Genomic DNA, 19,316 nt, shown 5'->3' with positions numbered 1-19,316 from the left:
TAAAAAAACGGAGCTTTTAGTGGCTTAGCTCCGCTTTCTGTTTAACATTTAATCAACATCAGAACATTTCACTATTAATAAACTAGCGTGAAATAATGATGATGAATCATTTAGGGTGTCACTCGGTTGAGAACCGCGTACATATCCCCGTTGGAATCCTTAATCGTAAGCTCATTTTGATTGAGTACGTAGCGAGTACCATGTTCACCGTTTTCATACAAAAGAACCAAATGTTCCCCCTCGGTATAGAACACGCCCTGCTTAACAGACTCCTCACCTTCGTCGTTCGCGACACGGAACATGAACACAAAGTCAGGTTGTAGAATCAAATCCATCTGATTGATGTTATTGGCGAGCATACCATCGCCACCGACTTGTGAACTGGACCAAATGCCAGCAAGCGCATTTGATAGTCCTTTTGTGAAGGTCACACCGTTCAAATCTAGTGTGTTGTGATTGTTTCGATATGCATAAATTTGCGGTTCGTCTGTATTCAAACCAAGAACAATGGTGTCTTCATTGGCGTTATACATCCCTTCCCAATGGTCTATTGAGTAGTCTTTTTTCTGTATATCGATCGAGAAGGTGTAATCAGAACCCAAAGTCAGTTTGATAGCACGGAAACTCTCTGATGATTCTTCCGGGTTGGGATTCATCAGATACCAGTCGCCGATCAAAAACGGGGTATCGAAGTGACTGAGTTCGTCTTCCTTGTTGGTTTCCGCACTAGAAACACTAAAGCAGCAAAAGCTAAGTAAAATAATGAACCATTTCATAACGGTATCCTTATCGTTTTCTTTTAGCTTAGGTGCTAGATCTCGTTTTCGCGAAATATTTGATCTACATCACGTAATTTGTTGGAGAAAATTAAGCGTAGGATTCACCGAATTCAGTTTGAACATAGTGGTAAATACACATAAAAAAAGAGCGAGTCGCTATGACTCGCTCTTAATACACAGAATTGTTAGTCATTATGACTGAATTATTAGCTTTTCAGCATATCAACCATAACAGCAACGGATTCATCTAGATAAACGTCTGGTGCTTCGTAATCTTTTGGCACATCATCAAGCGTTTTGAATGGTTCTTTACCCATTGCAGCTTGACGTTCATTGATGCGCTCTAGACGTAGAGCCTCGGCTTTATCCGATTCATCTTCACGAATTTTCTCGTTAAGAGACAATAAGTTATCGTCTTTCTCTTTACGGTACTTCTCAATATCTTCTTTGATGAAGCGGAATTCCATTTCATCTGCGATACGTTTGTTGTGAAGTTCAGTCAGTTGAGTCACAAGAGCGTCATTGCTTGGGAACGTCTGATATTTTGCTTTATCAATGCTATCCCAAGGCAACGCGTTATCTTCAACACTTTCACCTGTTTCGCTTGGTTCAACTGGCGTTGGATAAGCGATGTCTGGTGCAACACCACGGTTCTGAGTACTACCACCATCAATGCGGTAGAACTTCTGAATCGTGTATTGAACATAACCAAGCTCTTTATCGAAAAGATCGTAGATATGGTTCAGTGAACGATGTTGCTGAACGGTACCCTTGCCGAAAGAGTTTTCGCCAAGAATAATCGCACGGTTATAATCCTGCATTGCTGCCGCAAAGATCTCAGACGCTGAAGCACTGTAACGGTTGATCAATACAGTGAGCGGGCCGTCGTAACTTATTTGGCCATCGGTATCTGCATTTACTTTGATACGTCCGTAGCTATCACGAACTTGAACAACTGGACCCTCTTTAATAAAGAGACCTGTTAAAGCAGTTGCTTCTGTCAGTGCACCACCACCGTTGTTTCGTAAATCAACGATCACGCCATCAACGTTCTTGGCTTTTAGTTCAGAAAGCAGTTTGTCTGTATCTTTCGAGAGACCAACGTAGAAGCTTGGAACTTCAAGAACACCAATCTTTTTACCGTCTTTCTCGATGATTTCAGATTTAACCGCGCGGTCTTCTAAGCGAACTTTGTCACGAACAATAGTGACAACGTAACTCTTTGCATCTTTACCTTCTGGCAAGACTTGTAAGTTAACTTTGGTTCCCTTAGGGCCTTTGATTAACTGAACGACGTCGTCAAGACGCCAACCAATGACATCGACAACTTCTTCGCCATCTTGACCAACACCGATGATGCGGTCACCCTCGCCCAACTGTTTGCTCTTAGAAGCAGGACCGCCGGCAACCAAAGAGCGAATCACTGTGTAGTCATCGGTCATTTGAAGTACGGCACCAATACCTTCAAGAGACAAATTCATCTCTGATTGGAATTGTTCTGCATTTCGAGGAGATAAGTAGCTAGTGTGCGGATCAACTTCACGAGCGAAAGCATTCATGTAAAGTTGGAAAGCGTCTTCGTTGCGAGTTTGCGTAATGCGTTTCATCGCGTTGTTGTAACGCTTCTCTAAAACCTCTTTGATTTCTGGCCATTCTTTACCAGTCATTTTAAGGTTTAGAGCATCGTACTTAACGCGTTTACGCCATAACTCATTTAGCTCGGCTTCGTTTTTAGGCCATGCGGCTTCAGAACGGTCCAGTTCGATAGATTCGTCAGTATCAAACTTGATTTCTTTATCGAGTAGAGTCAGTGCGTAGGCAAAACGGTCAAAACGCTTCTGCATCGAAAGGTTATAAACATCAAATGCAATCTTGTTGTTGCCAGCTTTAAGCTGATCATCAAGGCTAATTGACCAATCTTTGAAAGAATCGATATCGGCTTGAGTAAAAATATTTCTATTGTAATCAAGCATTTCTACATAGCGTTCAAAGATCGCTTTGGAGAAATCATCATTCAGATTGAAGTGCTTATAATGAGAGCGGGTAAATCGAGAAGTCACTCGCTTGCTGGCTGTTTCATGCTGAACTTCAGGAGCAAGAACCGGCAAATCATCTTTGTTTAGTTTGGCTTCTAGAGCCTGAGCTGATGCTGCTAGCCAGAAGCTAGCAGCAATCAGTGTCACTTTTGAACGGCAATTCATGCGTAGGAGTATCTCCCTTATGCGCGCAAGTGCTCCGCTTTCACAACCATTTGTAGGCCGTTAGCAAGTTGAACACGTACATCTTCCTTATTGACTTCAACAATGGTCGCAGCCATGTTTCCTTTGCCCATGTTCACGTTTACTGCGTTGCCTATTGTGATCTCGTCAGCGTTTAGCGCGCGTGTTTCTACAGGCTTACTTTCTTTTTGTACTTTTGGTTTGTTAGCACGACGAGGCTGTTGAGGCTTTTTAGCCGCAGGTTTCGCTTTCGCCTTACCCTCTTCACGAGCTTTCTGAGCTTGTTCTTTACGACGAGCTTGAACTTTCGCTTTGCTTTCAGCAAGTGTCGCTTTAGCGTGTTCTACGTGTTCTTCTTCTAGCTCGCCACATGGGTTGCCATCTAGATCAACACGTACTGCACCTGGTTTTACACCGTGTAGGTAACGCCATGATGAAGTGTACTGTCTTAACGCTGCACGAAGCTGAGTTTTGCTTACTTTTTCGTCTTCATTTAGACGTTCCGCAAGATCTTGAAAAATACCAATTTTCAGAGGCTTTGCTTCACCTTCTAAAGTAAAGCACTTAGGGAAACATTCAGCAATGTATGCGATAACTTCTTTGCTGTTTTTTAACTTTTCAGTCATGAGGGTTCCTGGTTTGAGCGGATTTCCGCGAAGCATTAAGAAAAAATATTCTCGTATTATAGTGACATGCCAAGGAAAAACCACACTCGAGGGCGAATTTATGCGTCGTTAGCGTGCGAATTAAGCAGCTTTTCTACTTCAACCATAAAATGAGTGAGACCTTCTTCGTCAATTTCATTGAATCGGCCGATATTTGGACTATCAATATCCAACACGCCAGCCACTTCCCCATTGATAGTAAAAGGAATCACAATTTCTGAATTGCTCGCTGCATCACAAGCGATGTGACCTTCAAACTCATGTACATCGTATACTCTTTGTACGCTGTTAGTTTGTGCAGCCGTACCACAGACACCACGCCCCATTGGAATGCGAACACATGCTGGCTTGCCTTGGAAAGGACCAAGAACCAGTTCGTCTCCCTTCTTAAGGTAGAAGCCAGCCCAGTTTAGATCGTCTAGCTCCATAAATAGTAGAGAACTAATGTTCGCTAAGTTTGCAATGTAGTCTTTTTCTGATTCGATCAGCGCAACAGCTTGCTTGGTAAGTCTTTGGTATTGTTCTATGTTCATATTAACTTCCTACTTTTTATTTAGGCTTCCATTCTTATCGTATGGCGTTACAATGCAGCCCTACTTTTTAATAGGACTTATTCTCAATTACAATGAATCCGAAAAACGACACTATTAGCCGTTCTTGGTTGATAACACAAGTGAAAAAGCACAAGTCCAAGCTGATTCTAGCGAACTTGATAGCCGTACTTGCGACCTTGATTAGTGTTCCAATCCCTCTTCTTATGCCTCTGATGGTGGATGAAGTCTTATTGGACAAACCGGCATCTGGCCTTGCAGCGATGAACGCGGTTTTACCTGAGGCGTGGCATACACCTACGGGTTATATCTTCTTTACTCTCTTTTTGGTTGTACTCATGCGAGCAGGCAGCCAAGCTTTCAACATTCTTCAAAGTCGACAATTCACACTGGTTTCAAAGACCATCACCTTTGAAATGCGCAGCAAGATGATCGACAAACTTGGTCGTATTAGCATTCGTCAGTACGAAACCAAAGGCAGCGGCGGCATCAACGCTCACCTTATCACCGACATTGAGACCATTGATAAATTTATTGGTTCTACGTTAGCGAAATTCATTATTAGCTTTCTAACCGTGATTGGTACTGCCATTGTTCTGCTTTGGCTCGATTGGCGACTCGGTCTATTTATCCTTCTGGTGAACCCTATTGTTATCTACTTCTCTCGTAAATTGGGAAGTATGGTGAAACACCTAAAGCGTAAGGAAAACCACTCTTTTGAGATTTTCCAAAATCGTCTGGTTGAGACGCTTGATGGCATTTACCAATTGAGAGCAGCGAACAAAGAACGCGAATTCTTACAGCAGCTCAAAGGCAGTGCCGACCAAGTTCGTATCGATGCCGACAAATACGCTTGGCAATCAGAAGCTGCTGGTCGCGTCTCTTTTCTTCTTTTTCTCATTGGTTTTGAGCTATTCCGCGCCGTTGCCATGCTAATGGTGATGTTCAGTGACCTCACCATCGGTCAAATTTTTGCTGTGTTTGGTTACCTGTGGTTTATGTTATCTCCGGTACAAGAACTCTTGGGCATCCAATTCTCTTGGTACAGTGCGAAAGCGGCGCTTAAGCGTATTAACGACCTATTAGAATTGGAAGAAGAACATAGACCTGTTTCGAAAGTAAATCCTTTCAAAGAAAATCGAGAAGTTGATGTAAAAATTGAACATGTCGATTTTTCATACAACAACGAAAACAAAGTGTTGGACGATCTATCTTTGCACATTCCTGCCGGTAAGAAGGTGGCCCTAGTCGGTGCAAGTGGCGGTGGTAAATCCACGCTGATTCAACTGTTGATTGGTGTTTACCGTCAAAACGCAGGTTCTATCCGTTTTAATGATGAACTGACCGATGACATTAGTTTTGAAGTGATACGCGACAAAATTGCCGTGGTTTTACAACAACCTATACTATTTAATGACACCTTGAGGCATAATCTCACCCTCGGTGGCGACTTCGATGAAATGTCACTGTGGCGAGCCCTAGAAGTGGCTCAGCTGCAAGACGTCATTTCTCAACTGAGTCACGGTTTGGATACACAGATTGGGCGTAATGGTATCCGCTTGTCAGGCGGCCAACGTCAGCGTTTAGCGATCGCACGCATGGTGCTGAGTAACCCACAATTTGTTATCCTAGATGAAGCAACGTCTGCATTGGATACCGCGACAGAGGCGGCGTTACATAAGGCGTTAACTGAATTCTTACGCGGTCGAACTACTTTAATCGTTGCCCACCGTTTATCTGCGGTGAAACAAGCCGATTTGATTTATGTGCTTGAAGATGGAAGAGTGACGCAAACAGGAACCCATGGTGAGCTCGTTGAGCAAGAAGGCTTATATCAAACCTTGTATGGGGGCATTCAGTCCCACGCTTAAACCATTCTATGTAGAGAGGTCGTTGTGACCTCTCTGTCTAAACTCGCCATGCAACCTAGTAGCATTCGCTTGTGCCAAGGTTGCGAATTGCCTGTCGATATTGTCGATTTGCCTAGTGGTAAAAATGCACACTGCCCTCGTTGCGGTACACAGTTGTACCGTGGTGGTAGTCCGAGTTTATCTGGCAACCTAGCAATCGCTGTCACTTGTATTCTGCTTTTTATTCCTTCGCACTTTTTTAACTTCATCAGCATTCGTCTGTTTGGAGTGATGATTCCTGCAACACTGCCATCTGGGATGATCACACTGTTTCAAGAAGGGTTCATTCTTCTTTCTATTCTTATTCTATTTTGTAGTTCGTTGGCCCCATTAATCGTATGTAGCTCGGTAGTAACAGCGCATTGGTCATTACATAAGCGCTGGTTTAAAGGGCTTCGTGTTTCGCTATGGCTGATTCAACATCTCAAACACTGGGTAATGTTGGACGTTTTCCTTGTCAGTATCGCTATCTCCTGTTTCAAGCTGCAAGATTACTCAGATATTTTTGTTGGACCGGGGCTAATTGGTCTCGTCCTACTGCAAATCTTCACTGTTTTGTTGATTTCTCGCATTAGCGTCCGTCGCTACTGGGAGTCATGGGAGTCAGAGCTCAGTTTCGACTTCGAGCATAAAGATGTTCATTGTCATGAATGTCATCTTTCACAACCAGAAGGCTCACGTTGTCGTCGTTGCCATCACGAACTGTATCATCGCAAACCAAATTCTATTCAGAAGACGTGGGCTTATTTAATCGCAGCAACGATTGCCATCTTCCCTGCTAACTTAATTCCTATCTCCATTCTGCTGACAAATGGGAAACGTCTGGAAGACACGATCTTCTCTGGCGTTGCAGGATTGGTGAACAACGGTATGTACGGCATTGCTATCATAATTTTTGTGGCGAGTATCGTGGTACCTGTCGCTAAGATTCTTGGCCTTGCCTACATCTTGTTATGTATCAAATTCAAACGTTCGGTGTTCAGAAGACAACGAATGATGGTTTACTTTGCAGTAAAATGGATCGGTAAATGGTCTGTGATGGATTTATTTGTTATTTCTATCATGATGACATTGGTCGATCGTGGACAAATTCTCGACTTCACACCGGGTTATGGCGCAGTTGCGTTTGGTGTTGTCGTCGTACTTACAATGCTCGCGGCGGAGAGCATTGACCCAAGGCTTATTTGGGACCAAGCCCCAACACAATCAGAAAAAGAGTCAATTAATGAGTGATCAGAACAGTTCTCAAACGTCATATGTGCCAGAGGTAAAGAGGAGTAAAGGTATCTCTCCCCTTTGGTTGTTGCCGATTTTGACCATGGTGTTAGCCGGTTGGCTCGTGGTGAAATCGATTCATGACGCCGGGCAACGCGTACAAATCTACTTCTCCGATGCGGCTGGTTTAGTCGCTGGGCGAACCACCATTCGCTATCAAGGTTTAGAAGTCGGTATGGTGCGAGATATCAACTTGTCTGAAGACTTGGGCAGCATTTATGTTGACGCAGACATCTATCCAGAAGCCGCTAAATTACTGAACGATAAAACACGTTTTTGGTTGGTGAAACCGACAGCGAGTTTAACTGGCGTGTCTGGTCTTGATGCTCTTGTTTCTGGTAACTACATCTCTATTCAACCGGGTGATGGCAAGAAGTTCGAAACCACCTTCCATGCCCTTGAATCTGCACCAACAGATTTGCGCGTGACACAAGGCTTGAACATTAAATTGAAGAGCCGAGACTTGGGCGGCGTTTCCATTGGTTCTCAGATTGTCTACAAAAAGATCCCGATCGGTGAAGTGTTCAGCTATCAGCTAAATGAAGACGCTAAATCCATCACTATCCAAGCAAATATTCAAGAGCAGTACCAACACATCATTAACAGCCGTAGTCGTTTCTGGAATGTGAGTGGTATCGGTGCGAGTATCGGTTTCGATGGTGTCGATGTTCAGCTTGAAAGCATGAGTGCTCTTCTTGGCGGCGCGATTGCGGTAGATTCGCCAGACGACGGTGAACCAGTCAAAGAGAATACCGAATTCCGTTTATACAAAGATCTGAAAACAGCGGGCCGAGGTATCCTAATTAAAATTGCCCTTCCTGATGATAATAAAATCAGTGGCGAAGGTGCACCTATTATGTATCGCGGCCTAGAAGTTGGCCAAATCACCGATTTAAAACTTTCTGAAGGTCGAGAAGTGATTCTGGCTTCTGCAGCTATTCAGCCTGCGTTTAGCGATATGCTGACGTCAGGAACCCGCTTTGTTTTAGAAGAAGCAAAAGTCTCGTTATCAGGTGTAGAGAACATCGCAAACCTTGTGCGCGGTAACTTTTTAACTATCGTCCCGGGCGAAGGTGAACGTTCAAGACGCTTTACCGCCATTCGCAAAAATGTGTTCAACCAACAACAACAAAAGTCGATTGCTATTCGCCTTGTCTCGGACAACTCTTTCGGTTTAGACAGTGGTGCAAACGTGCTTTACAAAGGTATTGTGGTTGGCTCCATCATAAAAGTCGGCTTGCTGGATGAAGCAAAGGCACTGGCGGCGAAGCATGAAGTATTCATGGATGTTCTAATCGACAACGAATACAAACATCTGATCAAATCGAATAACCGCTTTTATGTCACTGGCAGTGCTTCTGCAGAACTGACTGAATCTGGACTTAGCGTTACCGTTCCGCCTGCAAAACAGCTTCTAACGGGTTCAATTAGCTTTGTGAGTCAAGGGCAAGAGAAGGTCCAAAAAGAATACCAACTGTTCCAAAGTGCCTCTTTGGCGGATCTTGCGCAATACAACCAAACAGGGTCAAAAACGCTGACTCTATTTGCTTCTGAGTTGCCACCAATTTCAAAAGGCAGCCCACTGCTCTACCGCAACTTGCCTGTGGGCAGTATTTCCGATTTCAATTTGGTCGATGGTGGTGTCATTGTAAAAGCGACAATTGAAAATCGTTATGCGCACCTTCTTACAGACCAAACCGTATTCTGGAACCGCTCAGGTGTCGAAATTGATGCCTCCCTCGCTGGCATTAGCGTGAAGGCACACCCTCTTAAAACTCTCATTAAAGGTGGTATCGCATTTGATTCCATTCCGGGAATTGAGAATAAAATTGGCCAGCGTTGGAAGCTTTACAATGACCAAAACCAAGCACGTAAGTTTGGCCGTGTGATTTCCCTTGAAACCGACGGAAGCCAAGAAGTAGAGAAAGGAACACCTATCAAATACCAAGGTGTTAAGGTCGGTGAAGTTACTTTGGTTGTTCCAAACTTCCATCGAGAAATGGTTGAGGTTACGGCTCGTATCCTTCCTGAATACGTCGACAACATTGCCGTTACCGGGTCACACTTCTGGTTAACAGAACCAGAAATTGGCTTAGGTGGTGTTAAGAATTTGGGCGCTTTGGTGTCGAAATCTATCAGTGTCGAGCCGGGTAATGGCGCAGCGAAGTTCAAGTTTGAATTAGCGAAAAGCCAGCAAGCTGAACAAGGTATCTCTTTCACACTACAGAGTGAACAGCGTGGCTCGGTTCAAGTTGGCACCCCTATCCTATATCGTCAAATGGAAGTCGGTACTGTGACGGATGTGAGTTTGGGTGAATTTGCGGATCGAGTGGTAACGAAAATCGAGATTCAGCCAGAGTACGCCTACTTAGTTCGTCAAAACAGTGTGTTCTGGAATGTCTCTGGTGTCGATGTTTCCATCGGTCTTGGTGGCGCAAACATAAAGGCAGGAACTTTTGACAGCCTAGTGCGTGGCGGTATCGCTTTCTCTACTCCTGAGCAATCGAAAATCCCGCCAGCGGCGAAACGCGGTCAATCTTTCTACTTATACCCGCAAGCGGAAGAAAGCTGGACACAGTGGCGCACAGCAATACCAAAACCATAATGCGGTAGGATTTACCATAACGACTTAAAGAGCAGCAATCGCTGCTCTTTTTTATTGCTCAAATCTTTGTGACTATTCGTTTCTGGTTCGCTTTCGTATATCATTTGCGGCAAATTCTGCAATCGAGATTTCACTTTGCATCCTAACGTTTACATCCCAGAAGCCTTTTTGGAAAAAATCCAAACCATCCTCCCTGCTCACCTCAACATGGAAGACTTTATCGCGTCGTGCCAAAAGCCACTGCGAAAAAGCATTCGTGTTAATACGCTTAAGATCGGCGTTGAAGCGTTTTTAGAGCGCGCAGAAGCAAAAGGTTGGAAGCTTTCTCCTGTACCTTGGTGTGAAACGGGCTTTTGGATTGATGCGGATGAATCGGTTGTACCACTTGGTAATACCGCTGAACACATGTCAGGGCTTTTCTACATTCAAGAAGCCAGCTCAATGATGCCTGTCTCTGCCCTATTTATGAATAATGAATCGTACGATGCGGTTCTCGATACTGCAGCTGCACCAGGCTCAAAAACAACTCAAATTGCTGCGTTGATGAATAACGAAGGCGTTTTGGTTGCGAATGAATACGCGGCAAGCCGAGTAAAAGTACTTCATGCCAACATTGAGCGTTGTGGCGTACGAAACGCGGCGCTAAGTAACTTCGATGGTCGTGTGTTTGGTGGCTGGCTCCCAGAGCAATTTGACGCCGTTCTACTCGATGCACCATGTTCTGGCGAAGGTACGGTTCGTAAAGATGAAGATGCAATGAAGAACTGGGCGCAAGCGTCCGTCATTGAAATTGCCGATACACAGAAAGACCTGATTGAAAGTGCGTTCCATGCTCTAAAACCAGGTGGCGTAATGGTTTACTCAACCTGTACGTTAAGCACCGAAGAGAACCAGCAAGTTTGTCACCATCTAAAAGAGACATTTGGTGAAGCTGTTGAGTTCGAAAGCTTAAAAGATCTGTTTGAAAATGCAGAAGCGGCGCTGACTGAAGAAGGATTCTTGCACATCTTCCCTCAAGTTTATGACTGTGAAGGCTTCTTCGTCGCTCGAATTCGTAAACTTGCGGCAGTAGAAGCGCCAAAAGTGAAGAAGCGCATGGGTAAATTCCCATTTGCAAAAGCATCAAACAAAGAATCTGCAGAGATCGCTAAGCAACTACAAAACGCAATGGACATCAAACTGCCTGAAGACAGCACGGTTTGGATTCGTGAAAAAGATGTGTGGCTTTTCCCAGACGCATTAGAACCGATGATTGGCGAGCTGCGTTTCTCTCGCATGGGCATCAAGATTGCTGAAGCCCATAAAAACGGTTACCGCTGGCAGCACCAAGTTGCGACAGCTCTCGCTACAGGTAATGAGAGTAATGCGATTGAACTAACCATCGAAGAAGCGCGTGAATGGTATATGGGTCGTGATGTTCGTCCTCAAAACATTCCAGCTGAGATGAAGACGGGTAAAGGCGAAGTTCTTGTGAAGTACGAAGGTGCCATTATCGGCCTTGGGAAATGGGTAAGCAACCGCATCAAAAATGGTCTTCCACGCGAATTAGTGCGAGATAAGAACTTATTTTAGTAGCAAAGTGAAATGCTATAAATAAATGAAAAGCCATCGTATTTACGATGGCTTTTTGGTTCTAAAGCATGATTGGAACTGGGTTCACTAGCGATCCGAGTGCGCTGTACTAAACTGAAGTTATCAAAGCATCGCTTTGAAACGGCATTTCTCTCTATGTTTAACCAACCATATTGTTGGTCAAAAAAGTTTAGCGCAGGCTCTATAAAGGAGCCGTTTCCCCTAGGCCCAAAATAAGGACGAGTTTGGGCCATTTTTTTGGCTGGTATTTTTCAATTCGCGTTCAAATCTTTTCGACTAAGACGCGATCCACCAGCCAAATTGCATCTTTAGTCTTTATTCAGCGAGACGAATTCCGTCTTTCTCAATAACGATTTTGCCTGCTTTGTATAGACCACCGATGGTCTTTTTGAACGTGCCTTTGCTCGTGCGAAATGCGTCAAAAATCGCTTCTGGAGAAGATTTATCGTTAAGAGGCAAGAAGCCGTCCTTCTTCTCTAGTAGCTCAACGATCTTGCTAGATAGGTCATCCATCTTAGCGACACCAACTTTTTGTAGCGCTAAGTCAATCTTACCATCTGCACGAATTTGCTTAACGTAACCTTTTAGCTTTTTACCGATAAACAGCTTTCCGAATACATCAGATGGGAAGATCATGCCCCAGTGCTCGCCGTTCACAATCGCCTTGTAACCAAGTTGGCTGCGTTCTGCGATGATGAGGTTAACTTCTTCGTTTACTTGATAGTTTGCTGGCGTTTTATCTAGCCACTTATTGAACTTGGTTGTACCTACGATACGACCAGATGCTTTGTCTGTGTATACGTAAACCAGAATGTTTTGACCAGCAGTAAAGCGAGCACGTTGCTCACTAAACGGGATAAGAAGATCTTTTTCTTTAATACCCCAATTAACGAATGCACCAGTGCTGCTCACACCTTCAACTTGCATTAGGCCCCACTCGCCAACTTGAGCGATGGGTTTATCAATGGTCGCAGCTAGCTGACTTTCTGAATCAAAGTAAAGAAATACGTCAATATGATCGCCTACGTTCGTACCCTCTGGTACATATTTATTAGGCAGCATGACAGAGCCGTAATCGTCACCATCCAAAAATACGCCAAAATCAGCCGTTTTAGTGACTTCTAAGCTGTTAATTTGACCAATTTTAATCATTGAGTTTGTCTCTTTTTAAATTTACTGGGAATTATACCCAAACTAACAAGAAAATCAGAGAGAAAAGCAAACCTCTCTGTTATGCTGTGCTCGTTCAACAATTTATCCTAGCCCGCCCTTAAGTTATTTCAATGAACGGACGCTTTTGGATATAGGATGCTTTAGCAAAATCAGGAGCTTTCCTTGGTCACTGTCGACAAACAAGACTCGGTAACCTTAAAAATTAGCCATGCATTGGCAAAGAGTAAAACGCTCGACCTTGATATCTATGTTTTCGTACCCGGAGAGTTGGGTTTAAATTCCGACATCATCAGCGAATCCGAGTTCTACTACACTTCAATCACGCAAAAACGTTCTTACTACAGTACAGAGGTGCTTTTGCCTTTGGTGCACAGCCGTCTTGCTAAACGTGGTCGTCTGTCCAATCGCCAGTACCGCGTCAGTTTGAGTTTGTTCGCGTATCAATACGTTATTGCGCTTGATAAAGCCGTAGCTGCGTTAAATAAACATGATAGTGACAGCGTAACAGCAGAAGAAGTGGATGAGGTTATTGAATTGACGCTCGACATCCTGAAGCGTCTACGTCGTTCGATTCCTTACGAAGAAAACCTCAAGCGTTACTACGTTAACATCGACAATTACTTGTCTTGGTACACCGAGCAAAAGTTCCTATCTCTTGTCGCTCACCTTCCCCGTGAAGGCGATTACAGTACGATTAAAGAACGCTTGATTACTCTGTGTGAAAAAGAGCAAGCGCACCGTAAGTTGAATAACTACAACTCAGCGAGCGTCGTTGAGGACGTGACACGTTTGTCGAACAAAATGCGCTTGTTGAGACGTTTGATTGAGCACCCAATTGTTTTGCGTGAAAAAACGATGTCGATGGGTAACAACATCAAACGTGCAATCAAAGGTATCGCGACGGGCTTAGTTATGGTCGTTGTGACGAGTACCGTTATCCTTGCGCGAGATTACCTAGGTGAGATTTCTGCGTCTTTCATTATTGCGATGTCCTTTATCTATGCGCTACGTGAAATCTTTAAAGACGACTTGCGTGACGCAATGTGGCGTTGGATTCGTAAAGGTAAGCCAAAGTGGCGCAAGAAGTATATGGATCCGACGACGAAGAAAGTCGTTGGCCGTAAGTTGGAATGGCTAGACTATCGTTCGCTTTCAAGTTTGCCGGATCGTATTCAAAACATTCGTAAGAAGCGTGTGGTTCAGCGTGAAGAACAAATTCTGCATTACCATGCTAAGACTGAGATGGCGACGTCGTTGTTTTTGAGTGGTTACGAGCAAACGCGTGAAACGTTGAACATTAGTTTGCGCCCTATTATTCGTTTAATGGATAAGAGCTCGAACCGAGTCTATCGTTTGAATGATGGGCAAGTAAGTAAAGAGTCGGTAGAGAAACGCCACCTTCTCAATGTGATTGTCAAAGAAGACAACCACACTGATGAGCCCGTTTATTACCGTTGGAAGGTCGTGCTTAACCGTTCAAAGATCGTCTCTCTTGAGAAAATCGAACTGGTTTAAGCCCACAATATGAATTCTGAAATTAAGCAGCTTGTTTTTTAGCTGCTTTTTTAATAGAAAGCGTAAGAGAAAACTCGGCCATAGGTTCATTACCATTAATGCTCGGACACAGGGCGGTGATCTTCACATCTCGATTGATACGTTCGCCAGTTTCTAATGTCATTCGCAACATTTCATCAATCAATGGACCATCGTGACACACAAAATGCACGTCGCCTTCAGGACGTTTTAGAAACTCAGCTGTCACGCCTTTAAAAGCAAGAGAGATACGCTCTCCCTGCTCTTCTGCTTTACTCATAGCAAGAAAACCACCAGCGACATCGGCACCAACAGCAAGCGCACCAAAATACATACTATTGAGATGGTTCTTCGTTCTTCGCTTTAATGGAATTTTAACTTCAACGTGTTGATCATCGATGGCAAGGATCTTTGGTCTACACAACCAGATAAGTGGGACTTTAGAAAAGCCAAAAAGGTTTAAGTAAAGATTTGCACGGCGAACAGCAGATAACATCTTGGTCTCCTTACCAGACTAGTCAGACCAGTTAATCAATGAAGCGCTAAAATGTCAAAGAAATGTTAACAAGAAATCGATCTACGTAGGCAATTTAGCAATCGGTTTCTTTCCTGTAAGGTTTTACGTTGAATATGAAACACCCACCACACCTAGCTCCAACGCTTAAAATGCCAAATTTGCGTGTTACTAAATAGAAAAACTAGTTATAAATTCAAACGACTATGTATTGATCTCTGCCGCCGTTTTTGTCATTTATACATAACTATCATTTATGATAAGCCACAGCATTACATACATTTCGGTATTTACTAGATAAGAATCCCGTGAAACGGTTTATTCCTAACTATAATTCCGTTATCTTTACCGCTTCGCAATAGAGAATAAAGCTATAACATGCCTATTAAAACAGATGAATTGAGAACCCAACCTTTGGGTCCAATGCCGACACCCGCAGAGCTAGGTAGCGTACATCCAATCACTGATGATGTAGCAGACCGTATTGCTCAATCTCGTCGACAAATTGAGAAGATTTTGACTGGTGAGGATGACCGTATCCTTGCTATCGTTGGCCCATGCTCAGTGCACGACACTGAAGCGGCAATTGACTACGCAACTCGTCTTGCGGACATTCAAGATAAGTACAAAGATGAACTGTTCATCGTTATGCGTACTTACTTTGAGAAGCCTCGTACCGTTGTTGGTTGGAAAGGTCTTATCACTGACCCTAACCTAGATGGTTCATACGCACTTGAAGCTGGCCTTCATAAAGCTCGTAAACTGCTACTGGATATCAACAAGCTTGGTCTTGCAACGGCTACTGAGTTTCTTGATATGATCACAGGCCAGTACATTGCTGATCTGATTACGTGGGGCGCGATTGGTGCTCGTACAACAGAATCACAAATTCACCGTGAAATGGCGTCTGCCCTATCTTGTCCAGTTGGCTTCAAGAACGGTACAAACGGTAACGTGAAAATTGCGATTGATGCGATTCGTGCGTCTAAAGCATCACATTACTTCTACTCGCCAGATAAGAATGGTCGTATGACAGTTTACCGCACAAGTGGTAACCCATATGGTCACATCATTCTTCGTGGTGGTGAGAAAGGTCCAAACTTTGATGAAGCGTCAGTGAAACAAGCGTGTGAAGCGCTTGCAGAATTCGACTTGCCACAACGTTTGATTGTAGACTTCAGCCACGCAAACTGTCAGAAGCAGCACCGCAAGCAAATTGAAGTTGCACAAGACATTTGTGAACAAATTAAATCAGGCAGTACTCGCATTGCGGGTATCATGGCCGAGAGCTTCATTAAAGAAGGCAATCAGCCAATGACTGATATTCACAACCTAACTTACGGCCAGTCGATTACCGACCCATGTCTAGGTTGGGATGATACTGTAACTATGCTAGATATGCTGGCAGAAGCAGTAAAATCCAGTAAGTAATTTCCCTATAACAAGATAATCAAGGAATCTTCATGCCATCGTTTGATATTGTTTCAGAAATCGATACCGTTGAACTACGTAACGCGGTTGATAACGCTAACCGTGAACTGTCTACTCGTTTCGATTTCCGCAATGTGAATGCGAGCTTTGAGCTAGTAGAAGAAAATGTAAAAGTGTCAGCAGAAGGCGAGTTCCAGCTTAAGCAAATGCGTGACATCCTACGTAGCCACTTGGCAAAGCGTAACATTGACGCGAACGCTATGGATGCAAAAAATCCAGAAGCGACGGGTAAGAACTGGCACCAAAACGTTGCTTTCCGCCAAGGTATTGATACGCCAACAGCGAAAAAGCTAGTTAAACTAATCAAAGACGCGAAGCTTAAAGTTCAAACGTCTATCCAAGGCGACAAACTGCGCGTAACGGGTAAGAAACGTGACGACTTGCAAGCGACGATTGCAACGATCCGTGAAGCAGAGATGGGTATCCCATTTCAGTACAACAACTTCCGTGATTAATTGCGCTCTCCTATTCTCTTAATATAGAGAACGGGAACAGTGGAATAAAAAACGTCGGCGAAATGTTCGTCGGCGTTTTTGTATGTCGGTTTTGAACCTCTACCTGTTACAAGAAGCTATGAACTTGCGCTTCTTATTAGATTACAAGGTCCTGTCCTTGTAGGAGAGAAAACTCACTTGTTCCTTGGGGGATGAATACACAGACACGAAGTTTTTCTTCTTTGGCCTTTCTAAGCATGTCAGAAAGCTCGGTTGCGCTAGAAAATGCCTCACGTTCCGCATCTCTTCTTACCAGTTCCATTACGTCTGCTTCGCATTTGGTCGAGTAAAGAGCCAACTCTGCTTGCTGCATGTATCGCACAGCCTTGATCGGCAGCATCTCTACATCTTTACCCACCTGAATCCAAGTGCAGCTTCCCGTTTCATCCAGAGGCTTTGCCATGGTTTCTTGATAAATGGTTTCAAGCTCACGATTATCTCGCGCGTTTTCAACTTCAGGATGAGAGAAATAGTTCTCCCAAAACTTACGGCGTAAATCGACGCTTGGCAGCGCTTCTTTAATCGAGTTACGTTTTGAATTAGCAAACTCCGCCATTAATCCCATGTTTTGCGGTAGGATCGCTTCTAACTTTTCTCGAATGTTACGGATCAGTACAGGAGACGCGCCGCCACTCGAGATAGCGATTTGGATGCGTCCGCGATTGATCATTGAAGGCGTAATGAAATCACAGTAAGGCTTATCGTCTACAACGTTGACTAAAATGCCCAACTCTTTCGCGTCTTTATAGACCTGATGATTCAGTTCTGGGTTATCTGTGGTTGCCCACACTTGAATGAAAGACTTTGTGACAAGGTCACTTGAATAAAAACGTTGAATCCAATGCACTTGCTGCTCTTGAGCAAGTTTATCAAGAAAGTCGACAAGACTTGGGGAGACAATGGTGATGTCAGCGCCAGCCTTAAGTAGCGCCTCAACTTTGCGGCTCGCCACTTCACCACCACCGACAACCAGCACGGGTTTATTCACTAAATCTAAGAACAGAGGAAAATATCGCATTTCAATCCATGATCACTTCAAATAACTATCGAAATTCATGCTACCAAAAATGGGGCAATCACTTCACCTTGTTTCGACTTCACAAATAATATTTGTTCAAATTTTCGGCTTACATAGCCACCCTACACTAATGACACTTTTAATAACAAATTATTATCCTCTTGTTTTAATCCATCTTTTATCGATTGTTCTGATGCACCAATCTGACAATTAGTTGCACTATTTACAAACAATTAACATTTCGTCATTCTAAATCGCAAGGAACGTTGTGACTTCTCTCCAAAACTCTTTTTAAATTATATATTTGAGAATTAGCAGATCCTTTCCTACGCTTATAACTGATTGATTTGACGATGACCGTTTCTTCTAAAATCAATCACGTAGGACGAAAACACAAATGAACAGGACACGTTGTATCAGGTCGCTCCTGATTTAACACGGATCATACAGGAAGGATACAAATGGCAAATAAACTCACAGTTCTTGCTTCCGTCGTAGCGGCTTCTACTGCCATGATGGCTACTTCAGCTCAAGCAGCAGACACTACTCTGGACAAAGTCACAAAACAAGGCTTTATTACTTGTGGCGTTAGTACCGGTCTACCTGGTTTCTCAAACCCTAACTCAAAAGGTGAATGGGAAGGTATCGACGTAGAATATTGCCAAGCACTGGCTGCAGCCGTTCTTGGGGATAAAACGAAAGTTAAGTATGTACCCCTAACCGCGAAAGAACGATTCACTGCACTACAATCGGGTGAAATCGATGTGCTTTCACGTAACACCACCTGGACACTACACCGTGATACGGCTCTTGGTCTGAACTTTGTCGGCGTGAACTACTACGACGGTCAAGGTTTCATGGTTAAGAAAGACCTTGGTGTTTCAAGTGCAAAAGAGCTTGATGGCGCATCAGTATGTGTTCAATCAGGTACAACAACCGAGCTAAACCTTGCAGACTACTTCCGTAACCAAGGCATGGCATACAAACCAGTGGTATTTGATACTGCTGCGCAAACTTCTAAAGGTTTTGATGCTGGCCGCTGTGACGTACTAACCACTGACCAATCTGGTCTGTACGCGCTACGTCTGAACTTGAAAGACCCTTCTTCAGCTACCGTTCTTCCTGAAATCATCTCTAAAGAGCCACTAGGTCCTGTTGTACGTCAAGGTGACGACCAATGGTTCAATATCGCGAAGTGGACTCTATTTGCGATGGTGAACGCAGAAGAATACGGCATTACCTCTAAGAACGCAGATGAGATGTTGAAATCGAAAGATCCAAACATCAAACGTATTCTTGGTGTGGACGGTCCTAAAGGTAAAGGCCTAGGTATCCGTGACGATTGGGGCTACCAAGTTATCAAGCAAGTCGGTAACTACGGTGAGAGCTTCGAGCGTACGGTTGGTACAGGTTCGCCTCTGAAAATTTCTCGTGGTGTAAACGCACTATGGAATGCAGGCGGCTTCATGTACGCGCCACCAATCCGCTAATACAAC

General features: G+C 43.9%; 15 protein-coding genes. 8 read left to right on the top strand and 7 right to left on the bottom strand.

All coding sequences use genetic code 11. From position 1 onward, the window contains the following. Positions 1-110: 110 nt before the first annotated feature. The 4 genes from A9237_RS00125 to A9237_RS00110 form a co-directional block, all read right to left on the bottom strand. Positions 111-776 carry a hypothetical protein gene (locus A9237_RS00125; RefSeq protein ID WP_078606998.1) on the bottom strand — a complete coding sequence of 222 codons (666 nt, stop codon included), beginning with the start codon at positions 774-776 and terminating at the stop codon, positions 111-113. A gap of 209 nt (positions 777-985) precedes the next feature. Further along, on the bottom strand, positions 986-2,980 hold the full coding sequence (prc, locus tag A9237_RS00120) for a carboxy terminal-processing peptidase (RefSeq protein WP_078606996.1): 1,995 nt from the start codon (positions 2,978-2,980) through the stop codon (positions 986-988). A gap of 17 nt (positions 2,981-2,997) precedes the next feature. After that, positions 2,998-3,624 carry an RNA chaperone ProQ gene (proQ, locus tag A9237_RS00115; RefSeq protein ID WP_020197434.1) on the bottom strand — a complete coding sequence of 209 codons (627 nt, stop codon included), beginning with the start codon at positions 3,622-3,624 and terminating at the stop codon, positions 2,998-3,000. A 98-nt stretch (positions 3,625-3,722) separates the two neighbouring features. After that, entirely contained in the window at positions 3,723-4,196 is a 474-nt protein-coding gene (locus A9237_RS00110; protein WP_009706131.1) for a GAF domain-containing protein, read from the bottom strand. Between the two features lie 92 nt (positions 4,197-4,288). Between A9237_RS00110 and A9237_RS00105 the strand changes: the two genes are divergently transcribed. From A9237_RS00105 to rsmF, 4 genes are all read left to right on the top strand, one after another. Further along, positions 4,289-6,085 carry an ABC transporter ATP-binding protein gene (locus A9237_RS00105; RefSeq protein ID WP_039840874.1) on the top strand — a complete coding sequence of 599 codons (1,797 nt, stop codon included), beginning with the start codon at positions 4,289-4,291 and terminating at the stop codon, positions 6,083-6,085. 24 nt (positions 6,086-6,109) lie between these two features. Continuing rightward, positions 6,110-7,357, top strand: a complete 1,248-nt coding sequence (locus tag A9237_RS00100) for a paraquat-inducible protein A (protein ID WP_153303186.1) — start codon at positions 6,110-6,112, stop codon at positions 7,355-7,357. Then, on the top strand, positions 7,350-10,004 hold the full coding sequence (locus A9237_RS00095) for an MlaD family protein (RefSeq protein WP_078606994.1): 2,655 nt from the start codon (positions 7,350-7,352) through the stop codon (positions 10,002-10,004). The genes A9237_RS00100 and A9237_RS00095 overlap by 8 nt, the downstream gene beginning before the upstream one ends. Positions 10,005-10,139: 135 nt before the next feature. Then, a complete protein-coding gene (rsmF, locus tag A9237_RS00090; RefSeq protein WP_078606992.1) occupies positions 10,140-11,576 on the top strand; it encodes a 16S rRNA (cytosine(1407)-C(5))-methyltransferase RsmF in 1,437 nt (478 codons plus the stop codon). Between the two features lie 336 nt (positions 11,577-11,912). Here the strand turns inward: rsmF and A9237_RS00085 are convergent, their stop codons facing one another. After that, positions 11,913-12,749 (bottom strand): CvfB family protein, encoded by an 837-nt coding sequence (locus A9237_RS00085; protein ID WP_078606990.1) that lies wholly within the window; start codon positions 12,747-12,749, stop codon positions 11,913-11,915. A gap of 183 nt (positions 12,750-12,932) precedes the next feature. On the opposite strand from A9237_RS00085, the gene A9237_RS00080 reads away from it, so the two are divergent. Continuing rightward, the gene (locus tag A9237_RS00080) at positions 12,933-14,285 is read left to right on the top strand and encodes a hypothetical protein (RefSeq protein ID WP_005443968.1); all 1,353 of its coding nucleotides are present in this window, start codon (positions 12,933-12,935) and stop codon (positions 14,283-14,285) included. Positions 14,286-14,307: 22 nt separating this feature from the next. On the opposite strand, the gene A9237_RS00075 is transcribed toward A9237_RS00080, so the two are convergent. Continuing rightward, a complete protein-coding gene (locus tag A9237_RS00075) occupies positions 14,308-14,799 on the bottom strand; it encodes a DUF4442 domain-containing protein (protein WP_009706137.1) in 492 nt (163 codons plus the stop codon). A 396-nt stretch (positions 14,800-15,195) separates the two neighbouring features. Between A9237_RS00075 and A9237_RS00070 the strand changes: the two genes are divergently transcribed. Both A9237_RS00070 and A9237_RS00065 read left to right on the top strand, forming a co-directional pair. Beyond that, entirely contained in the window at positions 15,196-16,248 is a 1,053-nt protein-coding gene (locus A9237_RS00070) for a 3-deoxy-7-phosphoheptulonate synthase (protein WP_005443964.1), read from the top strand. Positions 16,249-16,280: 32 nt separating this feature from the next. Beyond that, the gene (locus A9237_RS00065) at positions 16,281-16,763 is read left to right on the top strand and encodes a YajQ family cyclic di-GMP-binding protein (RefSeq protein ID WP_005443962.1); all 483 of its coding nucleotides are present in this window, start codon (positions 16,281-16,283) and stop codon (positions 16,761-16,763) included. A gap of 136 nt (positions 16,764-16,899) precedes the next feature. Here the strand turns inward: A9237_RS00065 and A9237_RS00060 are convergent, their stop codons facing one another. Beyond that, positions 16,900-17,820: a precorrin-2 dehydrogenase/sirohydrochlorin ferrochelatase family protein gene (locus tag A9237_RS00060; RefSeq protein ID WP_054823601.1), complete on the bottom strand. Its 921-nt coding sequence runs from the start codon at positions 17,818-17,820 to the stop codon at positions 16,900-16,902. Positions 17,821-18,281: 461 nt separating this feature from the next. On the opposite strand from A9237_RS00060, the gene A9237_RS00055 reads away from it, so the two are divergent. Continuing rightward, a complete protein-coding gene (locus tag A9237_RS00055) occupies positions 18,282-19,310 on the top strand; it encodes an amino acid ABC transporter substrate-binding protein (RefSeq protein WP_009706139.1) in 1,029 nt (342 codons plus the stop codon). The last annotated feature ends 6 nt before the right edge of the window (positions 19,311-19,316 follow it).

Source organism: Vibrio owensii (genome assembly GCF_002021755.1).
In the GTDB taxonomy this organism is placed as follows: Bacteria; Pseudomonadota; Gammaproteobacteria; order Enterobacterales; family Vibrionaceae; genus Vibrio; species Vibrio owensii.
Note: the sequence above shows the minus strand (reverse complement) of the source record. Positions and strands in the feature narration are given on the sequence as shown.